Genomic DNA, 24740 nt, shown 5'->3' with positions numbered 1-24740 from the left:
GTCTGCGAGGTAGCCCTGAGCAGAACTGAGGCAATGAAAGACTCGCCGCAGGTGGCTTGAGCTGCGCGAGGCTGAGCACTGCGCTGCAGATAAGAGCTGCTTTGACCTGCTGGTCGCTTCCCTGTTGGTAGGGGTTGTCGCACTCGTTGGTGCGCTCAGCAAATTGGAGACGTAGGGCTTCATTTTGATTGACTTGCGATAAGGCGAGCTTGAGCAGCTCCAGGGCTGCTGTTATTAGGTTTTCGGTCGCACCGCTGCTGGGCAGAACAGCACCGCTAGGCGCGCTAGGCAGAGAGAACTGCGAGTCCAAGTTGTTCTTCAAGGAAGTCACCGTGCGCTTGGAGCTGGATTTGGGCGGGGCTGATTTTTGGGGTCGCGATCTTGAAGTGCTCCTTAAAAGCTGTGAGCACCTCGTCCTTGTTTGGTGCGCTCTTGAGTGACTCGACGATGCGGCCATGGCGCTCCTTTTCAATCCAGCAGATGTCCGTATCTGCTTCCGCTGCAGGCGGCCCGGGCGCCCCTGCAGCATCTGCCTGTAATGCCTGCGCAGGAGTATGTTGCTTTCGCATTGAATTGGCTGCGGCAGGCTTTGCTTTCGCTGCCGGGGCAGGCGCTGCTTCTGCCTCGTCGTCTTCTCCGGCTAGGCCGTAGATGGCAAGCAGGCTGTAGCGACGGGCATAGGTGATTGCAGATCCCAGCCCCTGCCAGTAGTTGGCGCGGCCTTCTGTTTTGAGCGGGATCGGCAGATCACTGCAGAGCAGCTCGCCACTGATATGGAAGACGCTGGTGCGCAGCAGCATCACCTCGTCTCCTAATGGGTGAAGGGTCTGCGAGTGGCTAAGGCCATGAGCAGTGGCGTTTTTGATCGCAGCTAGGGCGCCAGCTAGCGAGGTGTAGGCGCCGTAGTTGCCCTTGCTGTCACGGCCTGCGGCGTGGTGCTCGGCTTGAAAGGCAGCAAGGGCCTTGGGGAGCTCCTTGAGGCATGAGTCCATGGACAGCAAATCTGCTTACGCAAGAAATATACCCTTTGCCATACGCCTGCGTATGTATCTAACGCTCCACCGCGGCCCGCGCTTCTCGGGCCAGCTCAATGCCGCTGACGCCATCTACTCCTGAGGCCCAGCTCTCTAGGGCCATTCCCGGTTCTGAGTAGGGCCCGCTGGTTGCAAGCTCCATCAGCTCCGCTCCGCTGTAGTCCCCCCAGCCGCTGAGCACCTCCTTGAAACGGTTAAGGGCTGATGCATCGAGGTTCTTGATGTGAGGCCGCAGGCTTTCCCAGGCCTCCTTGGGGCTGAGCATCTGCTCTTTGGCTACGTCCTGGAAGGCGCGCCGCAGGGCTTCGCTGCGGGCCTTGGCTTCCTCGTCGCTGATCTCCTCGCCAGCCGAAAGCTCTTGGTACGCCTCAGGTGACGGCAGCATCCCAGCAAACAGGGCAAAGAATTCAACGGCGCTGTAGGGGGTGCCGTCGTCTTTGGCTAGAGGGGTGGCTCCCTTGAGCTGATCAAGCAGTTTGCGGTCGGTGACGCCTGGATAGGACTGGCGCGCAACGGCGTCATTGAAAGCGCCAAAAGCAAGGAAGAAGGCCGGTTTGGGATCGAGCTTGCCGTTCATGGCGCAGCTGATCTGGCTGTTCCAAGGACCTTGGGCACCGGTGACCTTTGCCAGGCGATGGGGCACATCCTGCGGCCAGCGGTTGGCCTTGAACCAACGCTGGATGACGCGTCCGAACTCGGATCGCTCGGGGACGGCTCGGCTGGGGGTCGACAAGTGTGCCTGCGCAGGAGTGGTATACCCCTACGTTAGCGGAACTTTCTCTTTATCGCCTGCCTGGCCGCGCCAGCAATCCCACCTCGTAGGACGGCTCCGCCGCTAGCTGCGCTCTGCAAGCACGATCACCGTCAGCAAGGCCCCAGGGCGCTCCCCTATCGAGCAGTAGCGCTTACTGGCCTGCAGGCTCACTACCTGACTGTCATCTCGCAGCAGGGCGCCGCCAGCGCCAGCTGAGATGCCATCGAGAGTGGAGCGGCACAGCTTGTCGATGTCACCTGCGCCCTGACTGATCAGGTGCAGCGGAGCACTAGCTCTTAGCCCCTGCTTGCCGTAGTGCCCCTTGGGACGGGGGAACAGGAACACCACCTCTACCGATACGGGGGCAGCTATTAGGGGGCCCTGGTATGCGCCAACAACAGCGGCCATGACATCAGAGCGCCAGGGCTTGACCTTCTTGCTGCTCTCGACCATGACGCCATGGCCGAGATGGCGCTTGGAGCCCATGGGTCCAGGTAGCCCGTAGATGCGCAGGGTCAAGGTTGCGGCCGCAGCACCCAGCGAAGTCGTACTGGCTGGAGCGCTGTGCGACGCAGAACCAGAAGGTGCGCTGGGCAGAGCCGATTCGCTGAGCCCAACCGATGGGGTGGCGCTCAAAACGTCTCCTGGGCGCTGATCCTCCAAAACTCGCTGATCACCTGCGTTGCGGCCCCGCTTTGCTGCTCGGCTTTCTGCAGTTCTTTGATTGCTGGGCTGTAGCGCCAGCTAGCCCTGCTGCTGCGGTTCAGGGTGATCGAACCGAGTTCAAAGACCCCTGGCTGGTAGGAGAACTCATCAAGTCTTCCGGCTGCCAAATCAGCGTCGAACGCTTCTAGCTGCAGAGCCAGATCGGCTTCTGCGGCCTTGATCAGCGCCTTGAGCTCAGCCACCTTGAGCGCCCGCTGTGCTGGCGAGAGCTCTTCTGATACTGCGGCGCTGCCGCTGGTCGCTGCGCCACCGGGAGCCAGCGGGCTGCCACCGCTAGGGGCGCTCAGTAGATCGGTTGATGTCATCGCAAGTGATGCTCTAGGCACTGGGTTAGATAAAGCGGCTGCGCAGGACTAGGGACCTGTGCCGCGTCCATCGGCGCGCCGAGCGGAACTGCAGCTAGCCGCGCTCTGCAATGCCAGCTGCACCTTTGGCATGGGCCTAGGCGGTGGCTGCGAGCTGCAAAGCAGGCCGGCATAGCCAGCAGGCGCCCGGCTGCCTTTTTGTGCTGCCTGGATCAGCAGCACACCGAGCCCAAGGCCGAATAGCAAGCCAGCCTTTGTAGCGGCGTGGAGCTGCATCGCTACAGGAACTCCTGGTAGCCCATGAACTGCTCAACGGCGCCGGCCCAGGCCGCTCCGCACTGAGCAGCGGCTGCCCTGGTGATGACGCTCTTACCTGGCTTGGACCAGACCGTTAGGCACTCATCGACATAGAGCGCTGGGTGATGCAGTTTCAGCATGGACAGGTAGCCGCCTAGCTGGGCGTCGGTGCTGTAGGTGCTGGCCCTGGCGCTGCTCTGGGTTTTGAGATCAAGCAGCAGCACCTTGCCGTTGTCGTGCTGCACAAGGGCATCAAGGGAGCCGCCGATCGAGTGGCCAAGATCACAAATGCGGTATTCGATCGCCAGCGGTGTGACCTTGCTCCAAAACGCGTGTGCCACTAAAGGTTCAACCCAGTCGCCGTAGTCACCCGCATCCAGCTGCGGGCCACCGGAGAGGAAGGCTTCTAGGCAAGCGTGAACGTGCTTGCCGCGGGGTTCCCAGAGGTGCTGCGTTTTCAAGAAGACCGCCTTCTGGCTTTCGCTCTTGCTGGCTCCTGTGACCTTGGTGACGGAATGGAGCAGCCACTCCCCTGTTGGCTCCCAGCAGTAGCGGTGCCAGCTGGCATCGAAGTGGATTGGCAGGGGAGCAAGCATTCAGGGAGGCAGGCGCAGCTGCAGATCTTCTGAATATACCCCTACCTAGGCATATGAAACTAGGGAATAGGGCAGCCGCTAGATCCAGTCCTCTTCCGGTGAGCCAGCCTGCTCGCTCTCAAGCAGGCCGGCTGAGGCTCGGTGCTCGTCTGGCTGCGCCAGCTCATGGTCAGGGCCCCCAGCTGGCCATGGAGAGCCAGAGCAAGGCCTGATGTCTAGGAGCCAGCGCTGGGCGATGAACTTCAGCAGCGGGTTACCCAGCCGAACGATCTCAACCTTGTGGGGCTTGCTGGCGTCCTGGATTACCCAGCCGTTCTGCCAGCACCCATCGCTGCCGAGCTTTTCGACAGCCATCCCCTTTTGGGGCTGGGGTGTGATTAAGCCTTCTGCTGCAGCCACGGCTTCTCCAGTGGCTGCAGCGGGTCCAACAGGGGGTGTGTTTAACCCCCCTCCCCCGTACGCGTGTGTAAAAGAAGAAAAAGGTGAAAAACCCTTTATTTCGTACGTGCGCGAGGGGTTTTTCCCTTTTTCACCCTTTATCACCCCCTCTGGGGGGAGGGGGGTAGCGGGGGTGAATAGGCCCGATGGCCGGCCCCCTTGCTCTGCAGGTTCGCTCTGGCCGACTTTCTCGATCAGCCCCTTAGCCAGCAGCTGCTGCAGGCAACGGTTCGCCTTGTTCCCCTGCAGGTTCAGGTGGCTGGCCAGCTCCACGCCAGAAACCTGGAAGCCTCCTAGCTCCCACCTATCTGCGATGTAGTCAAAGGCGTCTGCTTGGCGCCCGCTCAGTTCAAGCTGCGCTGCTGCTAGTGACTCCGCTTGCAGCACGCCTTGACCATCGCCATGGCACACCCAGCCGGTGTCCTCTAGCTCCACCAGCAACGTCGAACCTTTGGCGCGCCCCTGCGTCTTAACAACAACGCGAAAGTCGCTTTGCGTCTGCCCGTCGACCGGCTGCTTTAGCCAGTTCATCAGGATCGTCAGGCTTGCCGCTGCTGGCAGTGAGTTGCTTCCCCGTGAGGCATTCGTCGCGTTTCCGCCAGAGACGCTTTTGTTGGCGTGGTGGATTGCTACCAGTGTTGCTTGATGGGGCGCAAGCGCCTCCTGCAGCCGTCTGGCCGGACCATCGAATGCACTGGTGGCTTCATCGATGCCAAGCGGGCTGACGCAGGCGTGGTAACTGTCAACAAGGAACATCGCGCCAGGGTTGTCTTGCGCCAACTGGCTCAACTTCCCAATCCCCTGCTCGTTTAGGTGCAAGGGAGCGCCTGCATGCCAGAGGGCCTCTACAGGGCCGCCCATCGTTCCATCTTCTCTAATCAGGCCTTCTCGTTTGAACAGCGTGAACCAGTCATTCTCTGGCTGGTCTGTGCCAACAACGAATACCCGCGGACAGGTGCCGTGTAGTGGCCGCCCCAGGTACTCGGGCGCGCCTTGCCACCACGCTGCGATCATCCCGACCATCAGGGCTGACTTGCCAATCTTTGGTGGTGCCACAAGCAGGTTCATGGCTCCGGCCATCACGACTCCCTCCCACACCCAAGGCGTAGGAGTTGTATCCATCCGCTCCCCTTTACGCCTTGGCTCTGGGATGCCAAGCCATAGGCCACTGGCCTCCTTTAGGAACATGCTCAGCTTTGCTGGCACCGTGATGCCATTACGCACCAGGTATTCCTCAGTCCACTCCAAGGCGGCGTGATCGCTCCAGCCCCTAGTGACCTCGGCGGCGCGCTCGACGTGCTCGATCAGTACTTTGTGGCTTCTGTGGGTTTCCTCCTCTGCTTCCTGCTCGGCGGCCGATCTTGCGCTCAACTTCTTTAAGTCTTTTGCTGTAAATTTGCTCATCGGCTTTACTTGGCAGGTAATAGTCTTGTTGGGTATAGATACCCAGCCTCTTCAGTTCCGTGAACGCTGCTCGTTCACGGCTGGAAGTGACTGGATTGGCAGCGTCCCAGTCGTCGAGTGCCTGGGTGCTGCGCATTTTCTGCAGCCGGGTGTAGTGCCCAGCAACGGCTAGCTCCTCGCTAAAGGCAGCCTCCAGCCCATATGGCACCCACTGGAGCAGCAGGTATGCGCGCACCTCGGCGTCCCGCCAGCTGGCGCCCTCCGCAATGTCGCTCTGCCAATGGCTAGGCCCGCTGAGCTCGCAGGCCGCGCCTTCTGGCACCCCGATTGACTCCCCCTGCGCATGGGTAGGCAGCTCAGGCACGACCCTTGGCTTCCCACTTCTGCTCCGCCTCCGCCAAGGCCTGCTCCAGCAGCAAATTGATCCAGGCCGTCCTGCTGATATACGGCGGAATCATTGCCTCTACTCGCTCCATCACCTCCCCAACGATCACGATCTTGGAATCCTTCATGCCCCAAAAGTGCACTGCCGCTGCACGCTAACCGTTTCATACGGCGGCGTATTAGCATTTGATCGGACCGGGGCCATGCCCCATCTCCAGCGACTGCGCAGCGGTATCCCAGGTAGCAAGTTCAGTGGCTCAGCCGGACCCCCCTCTTTCGCCCCCCTCTCTTGCGGGCACCACGTCAAGCGACGCGTCTCTCGCTGCGCCGAGCTGCTCTACGGCCGCACTGGTAGAGGAGCCCACCGCAGACGAGCAGGACAACGCCGAGCTCCTGCGTGATGCGGCCAACGCTGAGGACGGGGAAGGAAAACCCCTCTACGCACCTACCGATCCCTCAAGACCAATCGGTGATCGCAACCCCCCTCGGCGCGTCAAAGGCAAGCCCGCTCCCAAGGCCACTAGGCCCACTCGTTATGAGGTGGAGCGCCGCATTGCTGAGGCCCAGCTTTGGATTGCACAACGCAAAGCCCTTAATCAGATCTACGAGAACGCTCGTGACAGTTGGAACGTCACGAACATCCAGACCCTCAACCGCTACCTCAACGTTGCGCGTCAGCGCATGGTCGAGGAGCTGGTTCGCGATCGCAAACGGCATCAGGCCGAGCAGATCTTTGCCCTCAATGAATGTGCCCGCCGCGCAATGGAGGCTGAGCAGTTCAGCGCTGCCGTCGGTGCCTTCCGGGTGATCGCCGAGATCGGCGGGATGCTGCGCGCACCACTCAAGCCACCTGAATCGTTGCCCGGGAGAAGGCTCTAATGGCAGGCCTGCTCCTAGATCCGGCCACCGACCTCTGGGCTGACTGGGGCCTGCTGGATTTTCCCGATCCCAACCGCAGCCAAATCCAGCAGCAGGACCAGCAGAGCTTTCGTGACTTCATCGTGGCCGCTTATCCCGGCTACGCCTTCCACACCTGGGCCGAGCGATTGATCGCCCTGCTGCAGCGCGTTGCTGATGGCCAGCTCAATCGCCTGATCGTCTGCTGTCCGCCAAGGCTGGGGAAATCGCTCTTGGTTTCCAAGCTGTTTCCCGCCTACTGGGTGAGCCGCTACCCAACACGCTTCTGCGCCATTGCTTCCTACTCAGCCGAGCTGGCCTATGCCCACAGCCGAGAAGCGAGGCACTACTACCGCGCGGTTGGTCATCCCCTCTCTAAGGACTCCACCGCCGTTGGTAACTGGCTCACCCCTGATCGCGGCGGCTGCATTGCTGCTGGTGTGCGCGGACCTTTCACAGGCAAGGGCTACGCCCTGGGGATCATCGATGACCCCTACAAGGGCCCAGAAGATGCCAACTCCGCAGCTCAACGCCAGAAGCTGATCGAGTGGTTCCAGTCCGTCTGGCTAACCCGCGCCGAACCCGGGGCCCCACAGGGGCCTCCTCGATGGGGTGTTGCAGATGAGGGCCCAAGTGCTGGAACGGGAGAAGAGCAAGAGCAAGACAGGCCGGGGGCTGGCTCTGCCGCCCAGGTGGTGGTGCTCACCCGCTGGCATCAGGACGATCTGATCGGCTGGCTACTTAGCCAAGAAAGTGGCGCCGCACCGCAGCACTGGCAGGTGCTCAACCTGCCCGCCCTTGCTGAACATCCAGCCCAGCAACTGCGCTTTCCAGATACCTGCAGCCTTGAGCCTGATTGGCGCCAGCCCGGTCAACCGCTCTGCCCAGAGCGGTTCCCTGCTGCGGAGCTTGAGCAGATTCGCATCCGCGCCGGTAGCTACTGGTGGAATGCCCTCTACCAGCAACGGCCATCACCAGCCGAGGGCCTGCTGTTCCAGCGGCACTGGCTGCTGCAGACGCCGCAACGGGAGCAGCCCCAAAGGAGCAATCACCAGAGGGGCCAGCAGAAGCCCTTCTCCCCCTTGGTACTCAGCTGTGACCTGAGCTTTAAGGGCGGTGAGGGCAATGACTACTGCGCTTTTGTCTTGCTCGGTCTGCTTGCAGAACAGCGAGCTGTTCACCCAGCAGTTGAGGCCCATGGCCAGGGCCTGCAGCTACATCGCACCGCCGCTTCTGCGCGCAGTGGAACAGTCGCGCCGGTAGGTGCACTTGGCAGATCAACAGCACCGAGTCACCGCATTGAGGTGCTCTGGAGTCAGCACCACCACCTGGATCTGCCTGGTGTTGTCAAATTTCTTGGCCAGTGCCTGGCCACGCTCAAAGCGCAGGGGCTATGCCCCGATGCGGTGTTGATAGAAGACGCCGCCAATGGCCCGGCGGTATGTCAGCTGCTCCAGCGCCAGATACCTGGACTGATCGCAGTGCGGCCAGTAGGCAGCAAGGTCAGCCGCGCCCATGCCGCCGCCCCCTTGCTTGAGGCCGGCCAACTGGGCTTTTGCCACGGCAACGACGACCTGATCACAGAGCTGCTGGGTTTTCCCAATGCCGCCCATGACGACCTGGTGGATGCCTTCTGCCAGGGGGTGATCTGGCTGCAAAACCAGCACTGGCGAGGCAGCGGCAGCACTGCCGCAAGACCGCTTCTCTTCTCCCGCTGAGGGGGCATAGCCCCCTCCCCTCACTGCCGCCCTGCCATGAGCCCTACCTCCCAAAACCACTGCCGGCAGCGACCCTGCCGTTCGCCCCACGGCGCTGCTGATGCTCTGGTGGTTGAGCACCTGCACTTTGCGGCCAAGGTGGCGGCCAACTACGCCCGCCGCACCGGCCATCCCAAAGAAGACCTCGAGCAGCTGGCAGCAATTGGGCTGATCAAGGCCTCACGCCGCTACGACTGCAAGCGGGTGAACCGCAGCAGCTCCAACTTCATCGCCTACGCCAGGCCGTTTGTGAACGGTGAGATCACCCACTACTTGCGCGATAAGGGGTTTCTGATCTCGGTGCCAGGCCGCTGGCGGGAGCTACATGCCAGGGGGCAGAAGTTGCTGCGGCAGGGCATAGCCGCAGATCAGATCCCCAAGCAGTTGGGGCTCACACCGGAGCGTTGGGCTGAGATCGCAGCCGCTTGCTCGGTCCGGGTGGTGGCAATGGCTTCTCCAATTCAGGAATTCGAGCTTTAATCCTCCTGGGCTTGCTTGAGAATCGCTGCCACCAATGCATCACTGAGGTAATAGCCCTGATCCCGTAGTGCAAATAGCAGAGGCGAGCAAACTTTCACCAGTCCCCGTTCCTTTGCAAGCACGAGCACTGCAGCGGTGCCAATGATTGCTAGTCCCTGGTTTCGAGCTTCTGCGCGACCGCATCGGTCGTCTACGACCAAAAGAACCGACTGGCCGGCAACCTGCTGGCTCAGGGCCAAGCCAATCGCACTGGCTTCTCCTGCATCCACCCCGGGGTTGAGCGGCCTGTATGGATCAATGCCCTGCGCCAGAGCTGGTGCGATCTGCAGCCAGCCCTGCTCAAAGGCTCCCTGAAGTAACTCCACACCTGGATAGGCCGGGGTTCCCGTAGCGGCAGACCCCAGGCCGATTTCTGCCGCAATCACCTCAGTGATCCATACCTTGCCAAACAAACCAGCTAGCAACGCAACCTGATCGATGCGGGCCAGCCCAATCAGCGGGCCTGCATCAGCGATTACAACCTTCATCTGTGCTGGCCCTCAGGCGTGCTCGCCAAACCAGCGGCGTGCCGCAGCCAGATCGGCATCCAGTTCACGCTGCTCAGCTTCCACAACAGGGATCTTTAAAGAGGAGAGGATCTCCAAGAAGCGAGGCAGGGGCAGCCCGGCGATTTGTGCTGCTGATCCAACCGAGATCGAACCGGAGCGAAACAGTGACAGCGCCAGACCCGAGCGCACCGCAGCCGTATCGGGAAGACCCAGGCGGTCCAGTGCCACCACTAAGGCGGTGGGTTGCTGGTGGCTGGTCACCAACGCCATGGCGTCAGCCTCTGCGGCTTTGAGGACCGTGGAAGGGTTGCTCTTGAGCTGGCGCACCGAAAATGCCTGCATGATGTTCCTACGTGCTGTAGGCATTCTGCTGGGTTGGCTGCGGAATGGTGAAGTTCTTGCTCGTTAATCCCAGGGATGGCTGCAAATGCTGGGGGCTTAGTGCAGCGGTTCAGGCCATAGGTCTTTTCCCATATCTGCACAAGTGGCCCCCTCTAAGTCGAAGACAAGCGCATTTACCTGCTCGACAAGGGGTTTTTGATCTCCGCTCAGGTCAGCTGGGGGGCTGCGTGCCAGAGGTCAGAGGCTGCTGCAGGAGGAGGCCTGTGCTGTGCAGGTGGTCCCAATGACGATGGAAACCCAAGAGACGGATCAGAGCAGCTGCTCATCCCTGAGCTCGCCGCTGACGTAGCGATGTAAGACGCTGCTGATAAGGGTTTGGTAAGGCATACCCAGCCGCAGCGCCCTGACGCGCAGGGCCTCTAGGTCAGTACCGGAAAGCCGGATGTTTATTCGTTGGTCTTTCTGGCCGGTGACCTGGGCTGACTCTCTGAGCTGATTGAGCAGATCAGGAGTGGCAATTGAACGCAGCGCGCCCGATTCCACAGCTTCTAGGAGCTCACGCTCGTCTTGATCGAGCGAGTCGTTGCTAGGGGAAAGGTGGCTTTGCATCGTCATGGCGTGTCTCTACGGAGGTAGTCGCGTGTGGCTTCGCGGCTAGGGATAATCGTTTTGAGAAAGAGGTAGTCGTCGTCTTCGACGTATGGCACGAGGTAGACGTATTGATTCACCTCAACAACAAGGATGCGCTGGCCGGGATATTGCTCTGGATTGGGGTGGGCCAACACATCGAGCAAGCTTCCAGTTTCGATGGCCACCACAACAGCCTCGAAATGGATGGAGCGCTGGGCACCGAGCTGCTGGTTTTCATCACTGCTCCAGAGAAAGGGCTTCATGAGCGCAGCCCAGGTTCTCTGTCTGCCGTTTGTCATCAAGCAGCACTGAGCTGCTGCGGCAAGAGCTAGTAGCCGAGTGCCCTGGTGGATGGAGCCTGAATTGCCGATCTCCCTCCACCCGACCTTGGCGGCCCTGCTGCCCCGGCTGCAGCTGGTGCAGGACTGCTGGCACCTGCTGGCTAACTCCAATGGCTTAGACCGCAGGGAGCACTACCTGCCCCGCGGCGAGCGCGAACCTGAATCCGCCTACCGCCGCCGGGCAGAGACAGCCCTGCCATCGGGCTTCTTTCGTGATGCCCTGCGTACCTTTGCCGGGATGCTGGCCTCAAGCCACTGGCGGGAGCTGCCGGCCTCGCTGCAGGCGGTGATCAGTGATGTGGATGGCTGCGGCACCGACCTGGGCGTGTTCCTAGAAGCCGCTGATCTGCTGGTGCTCAGAGATGGTGCTGCCCTGGTGGGTGTGATCCCGCCTGTTCACCTCTGGCCTAGTGAGGGTGATCGCCAGCAGGCCTTGCGCAATGGCGACCGGCTCTCCTTGCCGCGGCTGCTGCTTATCGAGCGGGGAGATGTTCTGCACTGGCATCTGCCTGGCAACCATGCACTGCCAGATGCGATCACCTGGCGTGAGCGGCGCCCCGATGCGCTCTCGCCCTCCAATCAGACAGCGCCACCGCAGGATCACCCGCCCCACCCCTGGCAGTACCTGACGGCTTCTCTTGTTGGTGATGGCCCCGGAGGGGCTGGAATGGAGCTGAGCACCGAAACCCTGGTGGCCGATCCCCAGGCCCCCAGCGGCTGGCGCACGCAACGCCTTGATCAGCGCCACTACCGCGGCATCAACCAACTACCCGCTATTTGGTATGCCAGCCATGGCGCTGCTTTTGGCGAAGGGGAGTTGCCCCATCTGGGTCTGGCGCACCAGTACCTCAACCACTTCCGCTGCCAAAGCGACTACCAGGAACTGCTGTACCGAACGGCGCTTCCCGTTGGGGTGCGCACCGGAGTGCAGGGTCCCATGGGTGGGGCCGGCTCTGCCGGCGAGCCGGTGGTGCTGGGACCAAACAGCGTCATCGACCTGCCGGAAGGTGCCAGCTTCCAGTTCGTCGAAATCCAGGCCCGGTCTTTGGCGGAACACCGCGCCTGGCTGGAATCGCTGGATCAAGGCATGCGCCGTGATGCCCTGATCCCCGCTGCTGCCCAGGGGGCACCGCGCACGGCAATGGAGATCTCAATGGCCGCCTCCCAGGCCTACGCCCTGCTGCAGAGCCAGGCGATACAAAAGGCCTCGATGTTTTCTTCTCTGCTGCAGCACTGGTGCGCCATCACCGGTGAAGCGCTGCCAGTGCAGGAGGGCCCCGCCCTAACAGTTGAGATCAGCCCGCTTGCACCAGCACCAAAGCCCCAACCAACCGTGAGCGAGATGCTGCAGCTGCAGGAGCGGGGAATCATTAGCGAGCAGGCCCTGCGGCAATGGCTGGGGGATCTGGCCGGTATCGCCCCGGCATCTACATGACCACCAGCAGCCATCTGCCCAGCGCACCTATCGGTGCGACCTGGCAACCGAGCGACCAGGAAGCCATCCGGCAGGCCCTGGCCCTATCGGCGACGGTTCCTTGCCTCGATGCCATCGGCCGTGCCATGGCCGATCTAGAGCGTCAGCACCCGGCGGGGGTGCTCAGCGCCCGGGCCCTACTGGATGCGGTGGCGTTAATTGACAAGCACCTGCTGGCCGGAGGTATTGAGCAGGAGCAGGCGATCGAGAGGACCAGCCGTTCCGGTCCAATCGCTGGTTCAGTGGCAGCAGCCGGTGACGCACCACTGCAAAAGGCGGATGTGATCGCCTACGACACGGCGTTGCTGCGGGAGGAGCGGGAGACCGTTTATGCCAACTCTGCTTCTCCAGCAGCAGCGCTGCTAAATCAACGCCGCCGCTACAGCGAGCAGCTGTTGTTGCTCCTGCCGGGCTTGAGCAGCTGGATGAAATTCAACGTCGCTGCCCCAGGGATGGCTGGAGGCACGGCCTTGCTCCGGGGTTGATGATCTCCCCCCGCCAGTTCACCAGTGGTAAGCACCAGCGCAACTCAGTGCTTTGGGGCCCCACCCCCTTGCAGTCGTTTGCCAATGCCCGGCTGCTGCTGGGCGAAAACGCCATACCTGGTGACACCACCTCTGCTGTGGTGGCTAGCCACGTGCTCGAGTGTTTTCTTGAGCGCTCCCGTTACATCACCGCCAGAGATAACGGCCCTGGTGTTGATACCGGTGACTTCACCTTTCAAGGGATGATCTGCCGTGCCACCCGGCTGCCGCCTAGCCCTGGTGCGATCTGGCTGAGTAGGGAGCTGCAGTGGAGTCAAAACGGCCGGCGTGTCTCCGCTGCCGGCAGAACCGTTGTGGCCCCCTGCGAAGGTTTGATCTGGCTTGGTGATCTAACCCTGCTCAATGCAGCAGGTGATGCAGGTGTCGATCCCTATGCCCAGTACACCTTGTTCACCGTGCTGGAGTTTGGTGCCAGCTATGGCTCAGGCGGCATTGGCGCTCTGGTGCAGCCGCTGATTGGTGAGCGGGTATTTGGCACGCTCAAGCCGAACCGAGTCGTATGACCCATGCCTCGGCAACAGGTAGTGACAGCGCCGCGATGGGCTGCCGATTCCACTGACAGCCGAGACGGGTCATGGCCACCAGCACCACAGCCTCCAGCACCAACACTGCCCGCAGCGCGGGTGAGGGCAACGACCAACTTGAGCCGCACACCCACGCCGACGACCCCAACGACGGGGGTGAGGCTGAAGCACGGCCTGGCAGCAGCGATATCTATTCGCTAGATGCAAGCGATCCTGCCCCAAGCGCCCATGAGCCAGCCCCTCAAGGGAAGGATGGGCTCAGTGAAGCCCTTAAGGCCGAGCGGCGCCGCAGCAACAACCTTGAAAAGGAGCTGCGGGGGGTGCGGCAGCAGCTGACTCGCTTCTCTGAGATCAACCCAGAGGAATACTCCCGGCTGCAGGAGGCAGAACGGCAGAAGCAGCTGCTGGAGCAGCAGGTAGAGCTGCGCGAGCGGCAGATGGAAGAAGCCTCTGCCAAGAAAGTGGCAACCGTGGCTGCTGAGCGCGATGGTGCCCAAGCCCTTGTGCTGGCCTTGCGCAAGGAACGGCTGCTGGAGCGCGCTTTTTCAGAAGCAGAGGGCCGCACCGGCGGCGACGGGCGCGGCACGTTCTTTGATGTCTTTAAGGGTCAGCTAGGGGAGAGCTTTCGTCTCAGTGCCGGCAAGGACGGAAGTGATGTGCTCGAACCACTCGACAGCCAGGGCCAGCCGTTGCTGGGTGATGACGGGCGGCCACTAAGCACCGCTGACTTCCTTGATCAGCTGCGTATCCACCCCGTCTACGGCTTCCTGTTTCAACAGCGCGGTGCCATGGGCACGGGGACACCTGGACTAGCAATAACGCCAGCAGCTAGCGGCGGCTTTGGCGAGGTGCTCAACCCGCAAGCGATGAGTGCCAGTGAGCTTTACCGCGCTGGCTTTACGACCAGTGGCGGCCGCAACACTCGCCGGTGAGCTGAAAGCCATGGCGAGCTGGCGTTACTACCTGGCCTTCTGGAGCCGCAGGAGCACCGCCACGGTGGTGCCTGCCAGCAGTGCAAGCCAGGCCCGTAGCCGCGCTAATGCTCGCCATAAGGCGGGCTATGGAAGCTTGGTGTCAGTGCAGCAAGCCAATGCTGCCGATAGCCGCCTGATTCGCCAGGGCAGCTGGGTAAGACGCCGCCGTAACGGGACTAGTCCACAGTTCGGCTCTGCTCGCTCCAAGGCCAGTGCCCGCAAGCAGCGCAGAGCTTATCGGGGTTGGCTGTAACGACTGATCAAAGTGTTCTGCTCGATACAGCCAAGTGGTTTGCTGGCTAGCCATGGTGATGAGCTGGGCCGCTCCGCTAGGTGCGGCCGGCAGAACTGAAAGAGAACGGATGCAGATTTCAACTAGCCAAGGGGCAGAGCGTTGCTACCGCCTTATTGATGGTGGCTGTGAGCCGCACCGCGAGCTCGACGCGCAATACAGCAGCCTTGATGACGCAATTGCTGATGCGATTGCTTGGGTTGAACCGATCACTGAAAGCAACCACCCCGCTGCACTGATTGGCGTGGAGGTATCCACCACCCAGGGGGGCTGGCGCACCTGCCGTATGCCTGGTCCTTTGCTTTGCCCGTTGCCGCGCTGATGGAACCGGCAGGCCAAGAGTCTGCACAGAGCTGCTCAAAAATCCTGCAACAGAAAACCCCCGGGGTGAGCGGGGGATTCTCTGGAGCGGCCGGGCAAGGGAGTGCAGGCGCTCATGCCGGCACCTAACTCACTGGCGCCTGCTTTCACTGTGCAAGCGATCACAGCTGGCGGCTGCTTGCGCGCAACAAATGCTCACTGCCAGCCGATGAAGTCCTCGGCTCACTCCTCTTCTGGGCTGCCCAAAGGAATCAGCTTGATCTGCTTTTTGCCCAGCTTGATCTCGAATTCATCGCCTGGCTTGAGGTCGAGCATGGCGGTGTAGGCCTTGCCCACCATGAGATTGCCGTTGAACTGGATCTTGGTGGTGTAGCTCAGCTTGCGGCCACCCTTGCCAGTGCTCCGGCCGGCGCTATCGGTACCAAGGTTGACTCCCTTGGCATTTAGCAGCGCCTCGTAGAACGCAGTGAAGTTGAGGCGCTCGCTGCCATCTTTTTTGGTGCTCAAGTAGCCGCATTCGCGCACCAACTCAGACTTGGAGACGTCGCCTAGCTCCTTGACTTTGGAGAGCAGTTCGGAGCCTGTAAGCATGAGGACATTTGGATTGTCTTCTGAACATACCAAACCCACATGCTGTGTCAATCCACTACATCAGTAGACAAACCTTTGCATCTGCTGTCTTGCGTAGCAACCATTAGTGCAGCCACGAAATACGGGAAAGATGACTGTCAGCGGAGTGCTTCTCAGGCTTCTCCATCGCCATTGCCATCTAGATAGCTGTGCCCCTGGCGCAGCGGCTCCTGGGCTTTGGCATAGGAGCTGATCTCGCAGTAGCGGTGACGGCGGCCGTCCGATGTGGTGCCATTTGGGAGGACAGCTGAGCGGCTAGCTCCCCTAAAGCCCCACAGTCGGGTGATGCCGTACGGAACCTGCCACACCCATATGCGCCATCGACTAGCGGGTTCTTCTGCTTCTAGATAAGCCTTCGCCTCACAGCCGCTCAGGCCCTTAATTCGGCGAGGCTCATGCCCGAGACGAGACACTAGCTCTGTCATTCGCATGACAGCCCTTCCAGAGGTGAGCAAAGGCCGCAATGCTGTAAGAAGCAATTCATCACGAGGATGCATCTAGATGTGGCACAAATGCTGGCAATACGTATTCAAATCCAAATGAAGCGCGCTAAGAACGTGTCCCGCAATGGTCGCTGACACCTAGAAGTCAAATACCAGTCTTAAACGATCGTTTCTCGCTATTGGCTTGACCCGCTGAGATGGTTGTTGTCCATCACCTCAGAGGTCCAGGTGTTGCTATTTCTAAGCTTAAAAGAAATGCCTCATCTGATGTCTGCTCAGACTGGCTGGTAGCAATAGCGAAGGCAGGAACAACATGCCGACCTTTTGAAGAAATTTTTAAATGGAATTTTTACTGTACCTGACACAGGATTCAAAAGCAATTCTTAGCATTCTGCAGCAGGCGCAATACAGGCTTGCGGAAAATGCGAGCATCTGCCGCAACAAGGACCTTTTTGGATATGCTGATACTGGCAAGCGGATAACTATCTGCACCAAGAACATTAAGGGCTCCGGTCATGATGTGGCTTTTTATGTTAACGAAACATTGACTCACGAAGCGGTTCATGCAGCTCAACAATGTCGCAATAGTGCGTTCTGGATTTCCAAATCGGTCATGCCACTCCCCTTGGCCAAGCTTAACGATGTATCTAGATCGGCAAAGACAGCGGGAGGCAACTCGCAAATCGAACACGAAGCTTATTGGATGGAGGACAAGCCAAATGAAGTTAAATACGTTTTGAAAAAGTATTGCCTTTAGGCTTTCAATAGGTCAAGCCGGCAAAGCCTCCTGTTGACCTTTTGCTCGATCTCTCGTGAATATATTAGGAACCAAGACGTGGCCTTGCACTATTCTAGTAAATCAATTTATGATCGTTGTTGATTAAAGCTCGCGTCAGGTTTTGCTTTGATCTCTTTTGGCGGCAGTTTCACGCAGCGGACCAGAGCAGCCCCATAGGGCGAGCCATAAGCCAGATTGTCGTTGTACAGCCCCAGTCTCTATCCATAGGCTCAACAGGACTGGTCAAGGCCGCTGATGCTTGTGATCAGTTCAAGGTGCTGCTCAGCAGGAACTTCTGCTGCTTTGGCTGCTGGTTGCTTAAGTCTGCCCCCATTGCTCTTGCACAAGAGCAGCAGCAGACCGATCGTTGGAACTCCCAGCCACCTGCAAATGTCCCCAGGCGATTCCAGTGACGATCCCTATGTGCGGATGAGCGTTGAGCTGCGCCAATCCACCGTGGTGTGGCTGGATGACTTGCGCAAGGAGTGGGGAATCCACAGCCGTGGTGACCTGGTGAGCCGCCTGCTCGATGAACTGGCAAAGCCCACCAGCGATGCGTAAGCAACTGTTGATTGCAGCTGGGATGCTGCTGAGTACCAGCGCGGCGCTGGCCCAGCAGCCGGTTCAACCGCTGCCCAAAGTGGGAGGCTGCCCGCTTGGCTACTACAGCTCTGGCGGCTACTGCGTGCCGAGCTCTGGTGGCAACACCCGCGGAGCCATCGAGAAGAGTGGCAACAGCTGCCCGCTGGGGTTCTACTCATCTGGCAACTACTGCCTCAGCAGCCCCAGTAACGAGCGCGAGGCGATTCAACAAACCGGCAAGCCCTGCCCGCTGGGCTGGTATTCCTCAGGCAACTACTGCGCTAGGAGCCGCTGAGCCATGGGTTTCCGCTTCCGCCGCTCCGCCCGCCTGGGTCCGCTGCGCTTCAATTTCGCCAAGGGTGGTTTGAGCTCCATCTCCGTTGGCGGGCGGGGTGCCTCGTTCAACATCCCGGTGAACCGCAGCGGCGGCCCCCGGTCAACCGTGGGGCTGCCGGGTACCGGTCTGAGCTGGAGCGTGGAGCACACGCCGGATCGTCCAACCGTGATCCCTGCGGAGAGAGCGGCGGGCCTACCTAATAGCCGCCGGCTAAGGCCAGGGCAGCTCGATGCCTTTAAGCAGCAGTTGTTGGAAGTGCTTCGGCAGGAGCTGTTTGCTCCTGGATCCGCTGGCGCCCTGCTGTGGGATCACGGCAGCGTGAGCCAGCTACTGGGCGATGGCTCCCTCGGGGCGCGCACCGCGGGGCTGCTGGCGTTGATCGAAACCCCGGAAGCGATGGAGGGCTACCTGCTGCGAGCCCAGAGCCAGGACGACGCCAAGCGCCGCGCCCAGCGCTGCATTGAATCGGTGCAGGAGGCTCTGCGGTTCAGCGCCGTCCGGCAGATGCTGGGATGAGCCTCGATCCAGACGCGATGCCGCAACTGGTGCGGGATTTTGCAGAGGCTGTCCGCTAGAGCCCCGAGTATCAGGACGGGCTGCGCCTGTACGGCCATACCCTGATCGACTCCCTTATAGGGCTGGATGGGGGGTTTGCGGCGATGGTGCAGGAGATCTTGCGCTTGATGCGCGAAAACCTGCTGGGTGATGGCAGCTGGGGCTCGCTGATCTGGGATCACGATCGGGTCCCCAAGGTGATCGTTGCCACCGGGTTGAGCTGGGATGGCGTGTGCAGCTATGTGTGTGAAAGCCTGGATGGCGCCACGGCGCAGGCACGGGCGCTCGAGGTCGCTGAGCGCATAGATCTGGAGTGACGCGGTTGCCATGAAGCCCCCTTCATGAAGACCCATTGCCTCTAGTGAAAGCCGATGTTGATCGTGCTGTGGCCTTCCGGCAAGCCTCACCGCAGAAGTAGTAGCTGCGCTCTGCTCGCTGAGCCGATAGCGCTGTTGACGTGGGCTCGACCATGCCGCAGATCAGATCCTTGGCCATGGCATCAAGTGCCATGTGGGTGTGCATGGTGCAGACGTCGCGCGTAGCAGTGTGGTGCGATCAGCGCTTTGCGACTGGAAGCGCAGCAGCTCTTTCAGTTTTGAATCGAGTTGGGGGTTCTGCGACTTCCAACCAACAAGGAGATCCCCGAGGCAACCAGAACCAGTGTCATCACCCCGATCAATGGTGAATAGATGGGCTGCAGATTGATGACCCCGAAGTTGCCGGTGTGCAGTCGCAACAGCCAAGGTGCATCAATGTTCATCGCGAGCACGGTTCCATAGATGGCTCCAGACATCGATGTCAGAGCCAAGGGAATAGCGGCAATGGGCACCACCAAGCGGTGCAGCTTGCGGGAGCGACGGTTGAGATGCTTCATCATGAAAACGTGATCACTGCGCCTTCTGGAGAGCATCATGAAGTGCGCGCTCATTGGCACAGGGCATCCACATCGCGCCCATCGCGAAAGTGCCCTTGCACTTCAGCTCAGCCGCACGCTTTTCAGCATCGGCCTTGGTGGCATACATGCCGCGCATGTGGGCCTGGGCAGAGGCCACAAGCAGTGGCGTGGTTGCTAAAGCACCGATCATCACGAGGCTCCCCATGGCTGATGCGATCTGACTCCGCATTGCTGTCATGGTCGACGAAAGAAACAGGCGTCCCATTACGACTCCTTCTTTACAGCTTTTTCATAGACGTCGAAATCCTTGCAGGGCATCCATTCACTGCCCATAGCAAAGGCGCCTGAACACTTGAGTTCCTTGGCCCGCTTCTCGGCGGCAGCCTTGGTGGGGAACATGTCATTGGCCTGGGCATGGGCCGCACCGAAGCCCAGCGCAAAGATGGCCAGAGGTGCGATTAGGCCGAGTGCAGAGAACGTTGGTTTCATGGATTTGAAATGAAGATTACAGAGCAGGTGGTTACGGATAAATGCCTTAGTTCAGTGAAAACAGCTTGTCGTAGGCGTGATACTCCGGCTTGTTGAGTCCATCGTGCTGGAGCATCTTGCGCAGCTGAATGATCTCGCGACGCTGGGCCACGATGATGTTGCGGGATAGGCGGAGAATGGTGGGATTGGTTGATTTCTTGAGCGCATCGTGGGCCATTATCAGCGCGCCGCCGTGGTGCTGGAGCATCCCCTCCAGAAACCAGGTCACCCTGTTTTCGCGCGTGGGCGTTGAAGCCATCATCTGCATGGCCTGAATCTGAGCTGGGCTCATGCGAGTGAGATCCGCCATGGCATTGGGATCCCCGCCTGTCTTGAGCACAACCGGATACACCGGGGCCTCTGGGTACCAGGCCTTGCGCCATTGCCCCATGGCCTTGATCTCCTCGGCCTGATCGCGCCAAATGTCCTTGCCGAGTGCTCCCACACCCGGCACACCGATGTCAAAGACGAACTCACTCATCCGCAGGGCACCGGTGTGGTGCTGGACCATGCCATCGAGCCAGCGCAGGTCGTAGGTGCTGCCGGCCGGGCCTACATCGTGATTGTGGGCGCTGTGATCCATCGGTGCTGCGACCGGAGCCGCCCCAGTCGATGGCGCCGGGGCCATCATCCGGTGGTGCTGATGGGGATCCATCTGCGCCTGGGCCACTGGAGCCATAAGGGCAACCAGTGCCGCAGCGGCAAGAAGAGGCGATCGCATTGCGGGCCTTGGCGATGACGTATCTATACGATGCAGCCTCCTGTAGGTGGAGAGTCAAGTGGTGATGGCTGCCCCCATGAAGATCGGTGAGGTGGCTCGGCATTCCGGCCTCACCGTGAAGACGATTCGCTTCTACTGCGATGAAGAGCTGATCCATCCCATCAGCCGTAGTGAGGGCGGCTACCGGTTGTTTGGCGATGAGGTGTTTGCGGAGCTGGCCCTGATCCGCACCCTCAAAGCGATGGACATCCCGCTGCAGGACGTACTCCAGATCCTGGAGTCGCGACGCTCGGGAGTGTGCACCTGCACGACACTTCAGGACACGATCCGCACCAAGGCAGGTGAGATCGTTCATAAGATCGCCGCCTTGCGCGACCTGCAAAGCGAACTCGAAGATCTGCTCAGCCGCTGGCAGGACTGCGGCGGCCGCAAGGGCTCAGCTGCCTGAGCCACCGAACCACTGCCGGTACCACTGGGCCATTTGCTCGATCTCCTGGCTCTGTACCCGCACCATCGCCGCCTTCAACTCGCGCAGCTGCGGGTGTTGGGTGTTCCCTTCGGCGTGAGAAGCCATCATCACGCCCATGCGGTGGTGCGGAATCATCTGCTCGATGAAGGTGCGATCGAAGTCGGGCGCACTCTTGAGGGCTTCCAAGCTGGTGCCCATGCCGGGCATGCCCAAGCCCATACCCATCCCACCGCCCATGCCCATGCCAGGGCTCATCCCCATCCCGTGCACGGCCCCGATGCCCCAGGCAGGCACGTCAGTTCCGTACCACTGGCGATACCACTGACGCATCTGGGAATTCTCCTGGCTCTGACTGGTGCGGATCTTCTCCGCCAGCGCGCGGATCTCCGGTCGCTTGGAGCGCTGCAGGGCCAGCTCCGCCATCGCGATCGCCCCGTCGTGGTGGGGGATCATCATCACGATGAAACGGGCATCGACTGAACGTTGACCCATCGGCATGCCGCCCCTGCCACTACCAGAGGGCATCGCGGTGGATGGAGCCAAGGTTCCGGATCCAGCACTAGGGGCGCTGGATTCCGCCTGAACGCAGCTCGCCAGAACCAGCCAGGCTGCTGCCGCTTGGGCGATGGCTTTCAACGAACTTCGGCTGCCTGCGCCGCAACGATTCAGAAACCGAGCCATGGGCACCTCCTTTGAGCTGCTGATTTCATTTTGGCCGGATTGGGCGGCAGGACGCTCCGATGCAGCACAAGAGACTCAGGACCGCTGGCGAAACCGAGCCTCCACGCAGGCTGGCAGTGGTGATGGACGGGGCGCAGAGCTCCATTTGGGCTGATGAGGCTGAAGTGTCTGCATCGAGCCACTTGGTCAGCCGAGAGGCCGTACCGGATCAGGGCAAACGCCTGACAGCAGAAAGCCGCAGCGAAAACGTCGCGCCGTGTCCCGGTGTCGACTCCACGCGGATCACCCCGCCATGGCGTCGGGTGATCGCCTGAGCGATCGCCAATCCCAATCCCGTGCCCCCTTGCTGACGGCTGCGGGCGGGATCGAGGCGATGGAAGCGCTCAAAGATCAGGCCCTGCGCCTCCGCTGGGATACCAGAACCGCTGTCCTGCACGAACAACTGGATCTCCCTGCCGTGTCGCTGCAGACCCACCAGGACCGTGCCGCCAGGCGGGCTGTGCTGCAGGGCATTGCTTAGCAGGTTGATCAGGAGGCGGCTCAGCTCCGATTCCACCCCCAAAACGGTGGCGTCGCCCACCTCGATCGCCGCTTGCAGGGTCACCGCCGCTGCTGCGGCTGCTTCGCTGAAGTCCTCCAACACATCCGCGCAGATCTCCGCGAGGTTGCAGAGTCGCCGGTGGCTGCCGTTGGTGGGCTGCTCCAGGCTGGCGAGCAGCAGCAGATCGGCGACCAGTTGTTGCAACCGGCGGCCCTGGTTAAGCATTCGATCCAGGCCCGTCGCCGAAGGGGCTTCTGCCGCAGGCCGCCCAGTGCTGAACCGCCCTGCCGGAGCTTGCCCGGGCAAGCGGTGCAGGGCATCCCGTTCGGCCTCCAGGAGAGCCAGCAGATTGGCCAATGGTGTGCGCAGCTCATGGGCGACATCGGCACTGAACTGTTCCTGCCGGCGGTAAGCCTCCAGCAGGGGAGCCATCGCCAGGCCCGCCAGCCACCAGCTGGCCAGTGCCATTCCAGCCATCGCCAGAACGAAGACCCCATGGCCCCACCACCACAACCGTTGGGCCTCGGCATCGAGGTCCACCAGGCTGCGACTGATCTGCAGGTAGCCCCAGTCCTGCTGGGTGCTGCCATGGGAGCGGTGCAGGTGGATCGTGTAGGTGAGTTGCCTGGACCCATCGCTCCCCTGGTGTTGCAGCAAACCCGTATGCGGCACACCAGAACCCAACTGAGGAGCCCCTGGCGAAGTGGCGATCAAGGCGCCCCGGGGGTTGAGGATCCGCAGCTGAAAGCGAGAAGGATCAGTGGCGCTGACCGCGTGGCGTTGCACCAGCGGATCGGGTTCCGCACACCGCTCGCCCACCACGCACAACCCTGGCAACACAAGGCTGAGGGCGGCCGTGGGCTGGGGCACCGGCGGCAAGGTGGGTTTGAGGCTGTCGTGCAGCGTGCCGGCGAGGGTTTGCAGCTCCCGCTTGATCGCCGTTTCCTGCTCGTGCAGCAGCAGCCGCGCCATCACAAATCCGGATGCATAGAGGATGGCACCCATCACCAGCAAGGACAGACCTGCCAACCGCAGCCGTGCACGCCAGAGCAGGGTCGGCGCCATAGGACGGGGCGTGGTCATGCCTCTGGCGGCAGCTGGGGATGGAAGCGGTAGCCCTTGGATGGCACCGTTTCGATCGGCGAGGGCAGCCCCTGGCCCGCCAGCTTGCGCCGCAGCAGTCGCACCTGGGCGGCAACCACATTGCTCACGGGGTCCTGGTGTAAGTCCCAGAGCTGATTGCGCAGGCGTGATCCCGGGATGATCTGATCCGGGTGTTCCAGGAAATAGGCCATCAACTGCTGCTCCTTGACTGAGAGGTCCACGGACACAACACCGATGCTGGTGCTCACGAGCAGCTGGCCCTTGGCGGGATCAAGCCGGTAGCGGCCAGCTTCCAGCAGGGGCTCGCGATAGCCCGGATGGCGACGTTGCAATGCCCGGAGGCGAGCCAGCAACTCCTCTATGGCAAAGGGCTTGCTCAGATAGTCGTCGGCGCCGGCGTCGAGGCCCTCCACCCGATCGGAGGTCTGGGCGCGGGCAGTGAGGAGCAGCAGCGGCAGTGTGAGGCCTGAGCCGCGGGCGCGCCGGCAGAGCTCAGGGCCGGTCAGCCCCGGCAGCATCCAGTCGACGATCGCCAGGTCGTAACGAGCTAGCTCACCGCTGAGCAACGTCCAGCCCGCTAGTCCATCGGCGCAGTGGTCCACCACATGGCCCTGGCGCTGCAACACCGCCTGGATTGCGGTGGCCAAATCCTCCTCGTCTTCCACCAGCAGGATGCGCAGCGGCATCAGGTTTCGGTCCTGGCCGGCAGATGCTAAGGAGCGCAGGCGATTTCACCTGTTTTTCATCGCAACTCCGGCATCCTCCGCGGGTTCTTGTCCTGCCCCTGCGGCAGCAGCAGCATGCGCGCTCTTCTTCTGGCCGGCGGCCTCAGCCTCGGAACCCTGGCCCTTGGTGGGTTAAGCCCGGCCGTGGCCCACGTGGGTCATGGCGATGAGTTTCAGCAGCAGGGGAACGTGCGCCAGGTGAAGGCCAGCGCCGAGATTGATTCCATGCTGGGGATCACCACCGCTCCTGCCACGGAAGCCGGCGGCGTGGTCTCCATACCGGTCGCTGCGGTGGTGGATGCGGATGGCAAGCCCCTGGCCTTCGTGAAAAGCGGCACCACCTACGACCCGGTGTTCCTCCAGACCGGCGCCAGCCAAGGCGATCAGATCACCATCACCGACGGCAGTATCGCGCCTGGAGACGAGGTGGTGACCCAGGGAGCCCTCTCGCTCTACGCCGAATCGAAAAAGAGCCAGAGCGCCGTGGCCGCCAACGGGGCAACCCCTGCCGCTGCTTCTGATGCCCCAGCCACCCCAGCCGCGGCCGCGCCCTCGGCCGCCGGAGGCCTCAACCGCCTGGTGATCGGGGCCGGTGCTGTGGTGATCGTCCTTGGTGCTGGGGTTGTGGTCTCCCGGCTTGGCAAGAAGAACTAACCCTCGATCCTTGCGCGCTCTCCGCCTCCCAAGC

At 61.3% G+C, this 24740-nt stretch carries 36 protein-coding genes; 16 read left to right on the top strand and 20 right to left on the bottom strand.

Annotation, left to right across the window (positions count from 1 at the left end):
* Positions 1-284 precede the first annotated feature (284 nt).
* The 7 genes from KBY99_RS04115 to KBY99_RS04085 form a co-directional block, all read right to left on the bottom strand.
* Positions 285-992 (bottom strand): ERF family protein, encoded by a 708-nt coding sequence (locus tag KBY99_RS04115; RefSeq protein WP_254942760.1) that lies wholly within the window; start codon positions 990-992, stop codon positions 285-287.
* Positions 993-1050: 58 nt separating this feature from the next.
* A complete protein-coding gene (locus KBY99_RS04110) occupies positions 1051-1767 on the bottom strand; it encodes a hypothetical protein (RefSeq protein ID WP_254942761.1) in 717 nt (238 codons plus the stop codon).
* A gap of 102 nt (positions 1768-1869) precedes the next feature.
* Positions 1870-2307 (bottom strand): RusA family crossover junction endodeoxyribonuclease, encoded by a 438-nt coding sequence (locus KBY99_RS04105; RefSeq protein ID WP_254942762.1) that lies wholly within the window; start codon positions 2305-2307, stop codon positions 1870-1872.
* A gap of 113 nt (positions 2308-2420) precedes the next feature.
* Positions 2421-2819: a hypothetical protein gene (locus KBY99_RS04100; RefSeq protein ID WP_254942763.1), complete on the bottom strand. Its 399-nt coding sequence runs from the start codon at positions 2817-2819 to the stop codon at positions 2421-2423.
* Between the two features lie 278 nt (positions 2820-3097).
* Positions 3098-3712: a hypothetical protein gene (locus KBY99_RS04095; protein WP_254942764.1), complete on the bottom strand. Its 615-nt coding sequence runs from the start codon at positions 3710-3712 to the stop codon at positions 3098-3100.
* A 78-nt stretch (positions 3713-3790) separates the two neighbouring features.
* Positions 3791-5521, bottom strand: coding sequence for an AAA family ATPase (locus tag KBY99_RS04090; RefSeq protein WP_254942765.1), 1731 nt, complete (start codon positions 5519-5521; stop codon positions 3791-3793).
* A gap of 389 nt (positions 5522-5910) precedes the next feature.
* Positions 5911-6066, bottom strand: coding sequence for a hypothetical protein (locus KBY99_RS04085; RefSeq protein WP_254942766.1), 156 nt, complete (start codon positions 6064-6066; stop codon positions 5911-5913).
* A 124-nt stretch (positions 6067-6190) separates the two neighbouring features.
* Between KBY99_RS04085 and KBY99_RS04080 the strand changes: the two genes are divergently transcribed.
* The 3 genes from KBY99_RS04080 to KBY99_RS04070 are packed head-to-tail and all read left to right on the top strand — an operon-like array spanning position 6191 to position 9072.
* A complete protein-coding gene (locus KBY99_RS04080) occupies positions 6191-6817 on the top strand; it encodes a hypothetical protein (RefSeq protein ID WP_254942767.1) in 627 nt (208 codons plus the stop codon).
* A complete protein-coding gene (gene terL, locus KBY99_RS04075) occupies positions 6817-8553 on the top strand; it encodes a phage terminase large subunit (RefSeq protein WP_254997498.1) in 1737 nt (578 codons plus the stop codon). Before KBY99_RS04080 ends, terL begins: the two co-directional genes overlap by 1 nt.
* 36 nt (positions 8554-8589) lie before the next feature.
* Positions 8590-9072 carry a sigma-70 family RNA polymerase sigma factor gene (locus KBY99_RS04070; protein WP_254997496.1) on the top strand — a complete coding sequence of 161 codons (483 nt, stop codon included), beginning with the start codon at positions 8590-8592 and terminating at the stop codon, positions 9070-9072.
* Here the strand turns inward: KBY99_RS04070 and KBY99_RS04065 are convergent.
* From KBY99_RS04065 to KBY99_RS04050, 4 genes are all read right to left on the bottom strand, one after another.
* Entirely contained in the window at positions 9069-9599 is a 531-nt protein-coding gene (locus KBY99_RS04065; RefSeq protein ID WP_254997494.1) for a DUF3368 domain-containing protein, read from the bottom strand. The genes KBY99_RS04070 and KBY99_RS04065 overlap by 4 nt on opposite strands.
* Positions 9600-9611: 12 nt before the next feature.
* Positions 9612-9962 carry a UPF0175 family protein gene (locus KBY99_RS04060; protein WP_254997493.1) on the bottom strand — a complete coding sequence of 117 codons (351 nt, stop codon included), beginning with the start codon at positions 9960-9962 and terminating at the stop codon, positions 9612-9614.
* Positions 9963-10271: 309 nt separating this feature from the next.
* Positions 10272-10577, bottom strand: coding sequence for a hypothetical protein (locus tag KBY99_RS04055; protein ID WP_254997491.1), 306 nt, complete (start codon positions 10575-10577; stop codon positions 10272-10274).
* A complete protein-coding gene (locus KBY99_RS04050) occupies positions 10574-10855 on the bottom strand; it encodes a toxin (protein WP_254997490.1) in 282 nt (93 codons plus the stop codon). The genes KBY99_RS04055 and KBY99_RS04050 overlap by 4 nt, the downstream gene beginning before the upstream one ends.
* A gap of 100 nt (positions 10856-10955) precedes the next feature.
* On the opposite strand from KBY99_RS04050, the gene KBY99_RS04045 reads away from it, so the two are divergent.
* The 6 genes from KBY99_RS04045 to KBY99_RS04020 all read left to right on the top strand — a co-directional run bounded on the left by KBY99_RS04045 (position 10956) and on the right by KBY99_RS04020 (position 15064).
* A complete protein-coding gene (locus KBY99_RS04045; RefSeq protein WP_254997489.1) occupies positions 10956-12368 on the top strand; it encodes a DUF4055 domain-containing protein in 1413 nt (470 codons plus the stop codon).
* Positions 12365-12892: a hypothetical protein gene (locus KBY99_RS04040; RefSeq protein ID WP_254997488.1), complete on the top strand. Its 528-nt coding sequence runs from the start codon at positions 12365-12367 to the stop codon at positions 12890-12892. The genes KBY99_RS04045 and KBY99_RS04040 overlap by 4 nt, the downstream gene beginning before the upstream one ends.
* Positions 12892-13455 (top strand): hypothetical protein, encoded by a 564-nt coding sequence (locus KBY99_RS04035; protein ID WP_254997486.1) that lies wholly within the window; start codon positions 12892-12894, stop codon positions 13453-13455. The genes KBY99_RS04040 and KBY99_RS04035 overlap by 1 nt, the downstream gene beginning before the upstream one ends.
* Before the next feature lie 71 nt (positions 13456-13526).
* Positions 13527-14408: a hypothetical protein gene (locus KBY99_RS04030; RefSeq protein ID WP_254997485.1), complete on the top strand. Its 882-nt coding sequence runs from the start codon at positions 13527-13529 to the stop codon at positions 14406-14408.
* Positions 14409-14418: 10 nt separating this feature from the next.
* A complete protein-coding gene (locus KBY99_RS04025; protein ID WP_254997484.1) occupies positions 14419-14703 on the top strand; it encodes a hypothetical protein in 285 nt (94 codons plus the stop codon).
* A gap of 109 nt (positions 14704-14812) precedes the next feature.
* On the top strand, positions 14813-15064 hold the full coding sequence (locus KBY99_RS04020; protein WP_254997483.1) for a hypothetical protein: 252 nt from the start codon (positions 14813-14815) through the stop codon (positions 15062-15064).
* Between the two features lie 221 nt (positions 15065-15285).
* Here KBY99_RS04020 and KBY99_RS04015 read toward each other — a convergent pair whose 3' ends face one another.
* Complete coding sequence (locus KBY99_RS04015; RefSeq protein ID WP_254997482.1) at positions 15286-15654, bottom strand: AbrB family transcriptional regulator; 369 nt, start codon at positions 15652-15654, stop codon at positions 15286-15288.
* Positions 15655-15806: 152 nt separating this feature from the next.
* Positions 15807-16001 (bottom strand): hypothetical protein, encoded by a 195-nt coding sequence (locus tag KBY99_RS04010; RefSeq protein WP_254997481.1) that lies wholly within the window; start codon positions 15999-16001, stop codon positions 15807-15809.
* Positions 16002-16476: 475 nt separating this feature from the next.
* Between KBY99_RS04010 and KBY99_RS04005 the strand changes: the two genes are divergently transcribed.
* The 5 genes from KBY99_RS04005 to KBY99_RS03985 all read left to right on the top strand — a co-directional run bounded on the left by KBY99_RS04005 (position 16477) and on the right by KBY99_RS03985 (position 18705).
* Positions 16477-16893: a mitochondrial inner membrane protease ATP23 gene (locus KBY99_RS04005; RefSeq protein WP_254997480.1), complete on the top strand. Its 417-nt coding sequence runs from the start codon at positions 16477-16479 to the stop codon at positions 16891-16893.
* A 411-nt stretch (positions 16894-17304) separates the two neighbouring features.
* Positions 17305-17475: a hypothetical protein gene (locus KBY99_RS04000; RefSeq protein ID WP_254997479.1), complete on the top strand. Its 171-nt coding sequence runs from the start codon at positions 17305-17307 to the stop codon at positions 17473-17475.
* Entirely contained in the window at positions 17444-17791 is a 348-nt protein-coding gene (locus KBY99_RS03995) for a hypothetical protein (RefSeq protein ID WP_254997478.1), read from the top strand. Before KBY99_RS04000 ends, KBY99_RS03995 begins: the two co-directional genes overlap by 32 nt.
* Positions 17792-17794: 3 nt before the next feature.
* Complete coding sequence (locus KBY99_RS03990) at positions 17795-18349, top strand: DUF4236 domain-containing protein (protein ID WP_254997477.1); 555 nt, start codon at positions 17795-17797, stop codon at positions 18347-18349.
* Positions 18350-18492: 143 nt separating this feature from the next.
* The gene (locus tag KBY99_RS03985) at positions 18493-18705 is read left to right on the top strand and encodes a hypothetical protein (RefSeq protein WP_254997475.1); all 213 of its coding nucleotides are present in this window, start codon (positions 18493-18495) and stop codon (positions 18703-18705) included.
* Between the two features lie 272 nt (positions 18706-18977).
* On the opposite strand, the gene KBY99_RS03980 is transcribed toward KBY99_RS03985, so the two are convergent.
* Genes KBY99_RS03980 through KBY99_RS03965 form a run of 4 tightly spaced genes read right to left on the bottom strand, consistent with a single transcriptional unit; the run spans position 18978 to position 20532 of the window.
* Positions 18978-19316 carry a hypothetical protein gene (locus tag KBY99_RS03980; protein ID WP_254997473.1) on the bottom strand — a complete coding sequence of 113 codons (339 nt, stop codon included), beginning with the start codon at positions 19314-19316 and terminating at the stop codon, positions 18978-18980.
* The gene (locus KBY99_RS03975; RefSeq protein WP_254997472.1) at positions 19276-19548 is read right to left on the bottom strand and encodes a DUF3721 domain-containing protein; all 273 of its coding nucleotides are present in this window, start codon (positions 19546-19548) and stop codon (positions 19276-19278) included. The genes KBY99_RS03980 and KBY99_RS03975 overlap by 41 nt, the downstream gene beginning before the upstream one ends.
* Positions 19548-19772 carry a DUF3721 domain-containing protein gene (locus KBY99_RS03970; RefSeq protein WP_254997470.1) on the bottom strand — a complete coding sequence of 75 codons (225 nt, stop codon included), beginning with the start codon at positions 19770-19772 and terminating at the stop codon, positions 19548-19550. Before KBY99_RS03970 ends, KBY99_RS03975 begins: the two co-directional genes overlap by 1 nt.
* Positions 19773-19818: 46 nt before the next feature.
* The gene (locus tag KBY99_RS03965; protein WP_254997468.1) at positions 19819-20532 is read right to left on the bottom strand and encodes a DUF305 domain-containing protein; all 714 of its coding nucleotides are present in this window, start codon (positions 20530-20532) and stop codon (positions 19819-19821) included.
* A 64-nt stretch (positions 20533-20596) separates the two neighbouring features.
* Between KBY99_RS03965 and KBY99_RS03960 the strand changes: the two genes are divergently transcribed.
* Positions 20597-20980, top strand: a complete 384-nt coding sequence (locus KBY99_RS03960) for a MerR family transcriptional regulator (protein ID WP_254997466.1) — start codon at positions 20597-20599, stop codon at positions 20978-20980.
* Here KBY99_RS03960 and KBY99_RS03955 read toward each other — a convergent pair.
* The 3 genes from KBY99_RS03955 to rppA form a co-directional block, all read right to left on the bottom strand.
* Positions 20969-21544, bottom strand: a complete 576-nt coding sequence (locus KBY99_RS03955; RefSeq protein ID WP_254942700.1) for a DUF305 domain-containing protein — start codon at positions 21542-21544, stop codon at positions 20969-20971. The genes KBY99_RS03960 and KBY99_RS03955 overlap by 12 nt on opposite strands.
* Before the next feature lie 346 nt (positions 21545-21890).
* Positions 21891-23306, bottom strand: coding sequence for a sensor histidine kinase (locus tag KBY99_RS03950; protein ID WP_254997465.1), 1416 nt, complete (start codon positions 23304-23306; stop codon positions 21891-21893).
* Positions 23303-24007 (bottom strand): two-component system response regulator RppA, encoded by a 705-nt coding sequence (gene rppA, locus KBY99_RS03945; RefSeq protein WP_254942703.1) that lies wholly within the window; start codon positions 24005-24007, stop codon positions 23303-23305. The genes KBY99_RS03950 and rppA overlap by 4 nt, the downstream gene beginning before the upstream one ends.
* 120 nt (positions 24008-24127) lie before the next feature.
* On the opposite strand from rppA, the gene KBY99_RS03940 reads away from it, so the two are divergent.
* The gene (locus KBY99_RS03940) at positions 24128-24706 is read left to right on the top strand and encodes a hypothetical protein (RefSeq protein ID WP_254942697.1); all 579 of its coding nucleotides are present in this window, start codon (positions 24128-24130) and stop codon (positions 24704-24706) included.
* Positions 24707-24740 lie beyond the last annotated feature (34 nt).

The organism is Cyanobium sp. Maggiore-St4-Cus, assembly GCF_024345615.1.
In the GTDB taxonomy this organism is placed as follows: Bacteria; Cyanobacteriota; Cyanobacteriia; order PCC-6307; family Cyanobiaceae; genus Cyanobium_A; species Cyanobium_A usitatum.
The sequence above is the reverse complement of the archived record's forward strand: the minus strand, read 5'-3'. Positions and strand labels throughout refer to the sequence as shown.

What these genes read in the sequence shown, in the direction of transcription:
- KBY99_RS03950 (WP_254997465.1), bottom strand. Translation starts at nt 23,306, where the DNA reads ATGACCACGCCCCGTCCTATGGCGCCGACCCTGCTCTGGCGTGCACGG.
- KBY99_RS04070 (WP_254997496.1), top strand. Translation starts at nt 8,590, where the DNA reads ATGAGCCCTACCTCCCAAAACCACTGCCGGCAGCGACCCTGCCGTTCG.
- KBY99_RS03975 (WP_254997472.1), bottom strand. Translation starts at nt 19,548, where the DNA reads ATGGGACGCCTGTTTCTTTCGTCGACCATGACAGCAATGCGGAGTCAG.
- KBY99_RS04055 (WP_254997491.1), bottom strand. Translation starts at nt 10,577, where the DNA reads ATGACGATGCAAAGCCACCTTTCCCCTAGCAACGACTCGCTCGATCAA.
- KBY99_RS04030 (WP_254997485.1), top strand. Translation starts at nt 13,527, where the DNA reads ATGGCCACCAGCACCACAGCCTCCAGCACCAACACTGCCCGCAGCGCG.
- KBY99_RS04115 (WP_254942760.1), bottom strand. Translation starts at nt 992, where the DNA reads ATGGACTCATGCCTCAAGGAGCTCCCCAAGGCCCTTGCTGCCTTTCAA.
- KBY99_RS03940 (WP_254942697.1), top strand. Translation starts at nt 24,128, where the DNA reads ATGCGCGCTCTTCTTCTGGCCGGCGGCCTCAGCCTCGGAACCCTGGCC.
- terL (WP_254997498.1), top strand. Translation starts at nt 6,817, where the DNA reads ATGGCAGGCCTGCTCCTAGATCCGGCCACCGACCTCTGGGCTGACTGG.
- KBY99_RS03965 (WP_254997468.1), bottom strand. Translation starts at nt 20,532, where the DNA reads ATGCGATCGCCTCTTCTTGCCGCTGCGGCACTGGTTGCCCTTATGGCT.
- KBY99_RS04000 (WP_254997479.1), top strand. Translation starts at nt 17,305, where the DNA reads ATGTCCCCAGGCGATTCCAGTGACGATCCCTATGTGCGGATGAGCGTT.
- KBY99_RS03960 (WP_254997466.1), top strand. Translation starts at nt 20,597, where the DNA reads ATGGCTGCCCCCATGAAGATCGGTGAGGTGGCTCGGCATTCCGGCCTC.
- KBY99_RS04050 (WP_254997490.1), bottom strand. Translation starts at nt 10,855, where the DNA reads ATGAAGCCCTTTCTCTGGAGCAGTGATGAAAACCAGCAGCTCGGTGCC.
- KBY99_RS03970 (WP_254997470.1), bottom strand. Translation starts at nt 19,772, where the DNA reads ATGAAACCAACGTTCTCTGCACTCGGCCTAATCGCACCTCTGGCCATC.
- KBY99_RS04005 (WP_254997480.1), top strand. Translation starts at nt 16,477, where the DNA reads ATGGAATTTTTACTGTACCTGACACAGGATTCAAAAGCAATTCTTAGC.
- KBY99_RS04025 (WP_254997484.1), top strand. Translation starts at nt 14,419, where the DNA reads ATGGCGAGCTGGCGTTACTACCTGGCCTTCTGGAGCCGCAGGAGCACC.
- KBY99_RS04085 (WP_254942766.1), bottom strand. Translation starts at nt 6,066, where the DNA reads ATGAAGGATTCCAAGATCGTGATCGTTGGGGAGGTGATGGAGCGAGTA.
- KBY99_RS03985 (WP_254997475.1), top strand. Translation starts at nt 18,493, where the DNA reads ATGGTGCAGGAGATCTTGCGCTTGATGCGCGAAAACCTGCTGGGTGAT.
- KBY99_RS04020 (WP_254997483.1), top strand. Translation starts at nt 14,813, where the DNA reads ATGCAGATTTCAACTAGCCAAGGGGCAGAGCGTTGCTACCGCCTTATT.
- KBY99_RS03995 (WP_254997478.1), top strand. Translation starts at nt 17,444, where the DNA reads ATGAACTGGCAAAGCCCACCAGCGATGCGTAAGCAACTGTTGATTGCA.
- KBY99_RS04040 (WP_254997488.1), top strand. Translation starts at nt 12,365, where the DNA reads ATGACCACCAGCAGCCATCTGCCCAGCGCACCTATCGGTGCGACCTGG.
- KBY99_RS04100 (WP_254942763.1), bottom strand. Translation starts at nt 2,819, where the DNA reads ATGACATCAACCGATCTACTGAGCGCCCCTAGCGGTGGCAGCCCGCTG.
- KBY99_RS04060 (WP_254997493.1), bottom strand. Translation starts at nt 9,962, where the DNA reads ATGCAGGCATTTTCGGTGCGCCAGCTCAAGAGCAACCCTTCCACGGTC.
- KBY99_RS03990 (WP_254997477.1), top strand. Translation starts at nt 17,795, where the DNA reads ATGGGTTTCCGCTTCCGCCGCTCCGCCCGCCTGGGTCCGCTGCGCTTC.
- KBY99_RS04015 (WP_254997482.1), bottom strand. Translation starts at nt 15,654, where the DNA reads ATGCTTACAGGCTCCGAACTGCTCTCCAAAGTCAAGGAGCTAGGCGAC.
- KBY99_RS03980 (WP_254997473.1), bottom strand. Translation starts at nt 19,316, where the DNA reads ATGAGCGCGCACTTCATGATGCTCTCCAGAAGGCGCAGTGATCACGTT.
- KBY99_RS04095 (WP_254942764.1), bottom strand. Translation starts at nt 3,712, where the DNA reads ATGCTTGCTCCCCTGCCAATCCACTTCGATGCCAGCTGGCACCGCTAC.
- KBY99_RS04065 (WP_254997494.1), bottom strand. Translation starts at nt 9,599, where the DNA reads ATGAAGGTTGTAATCGCTGATGCAGGCCCGCTGATTGGGCTGGCCCGC.
- KBY99_RS04035 (WP_254997486.1), top strand. Translation starts at nt 12,892, where the DNA reads ATGATCTCCCCCCGCCAGTTCACCAGTGGTAAGCACCAGCGCAACTCA.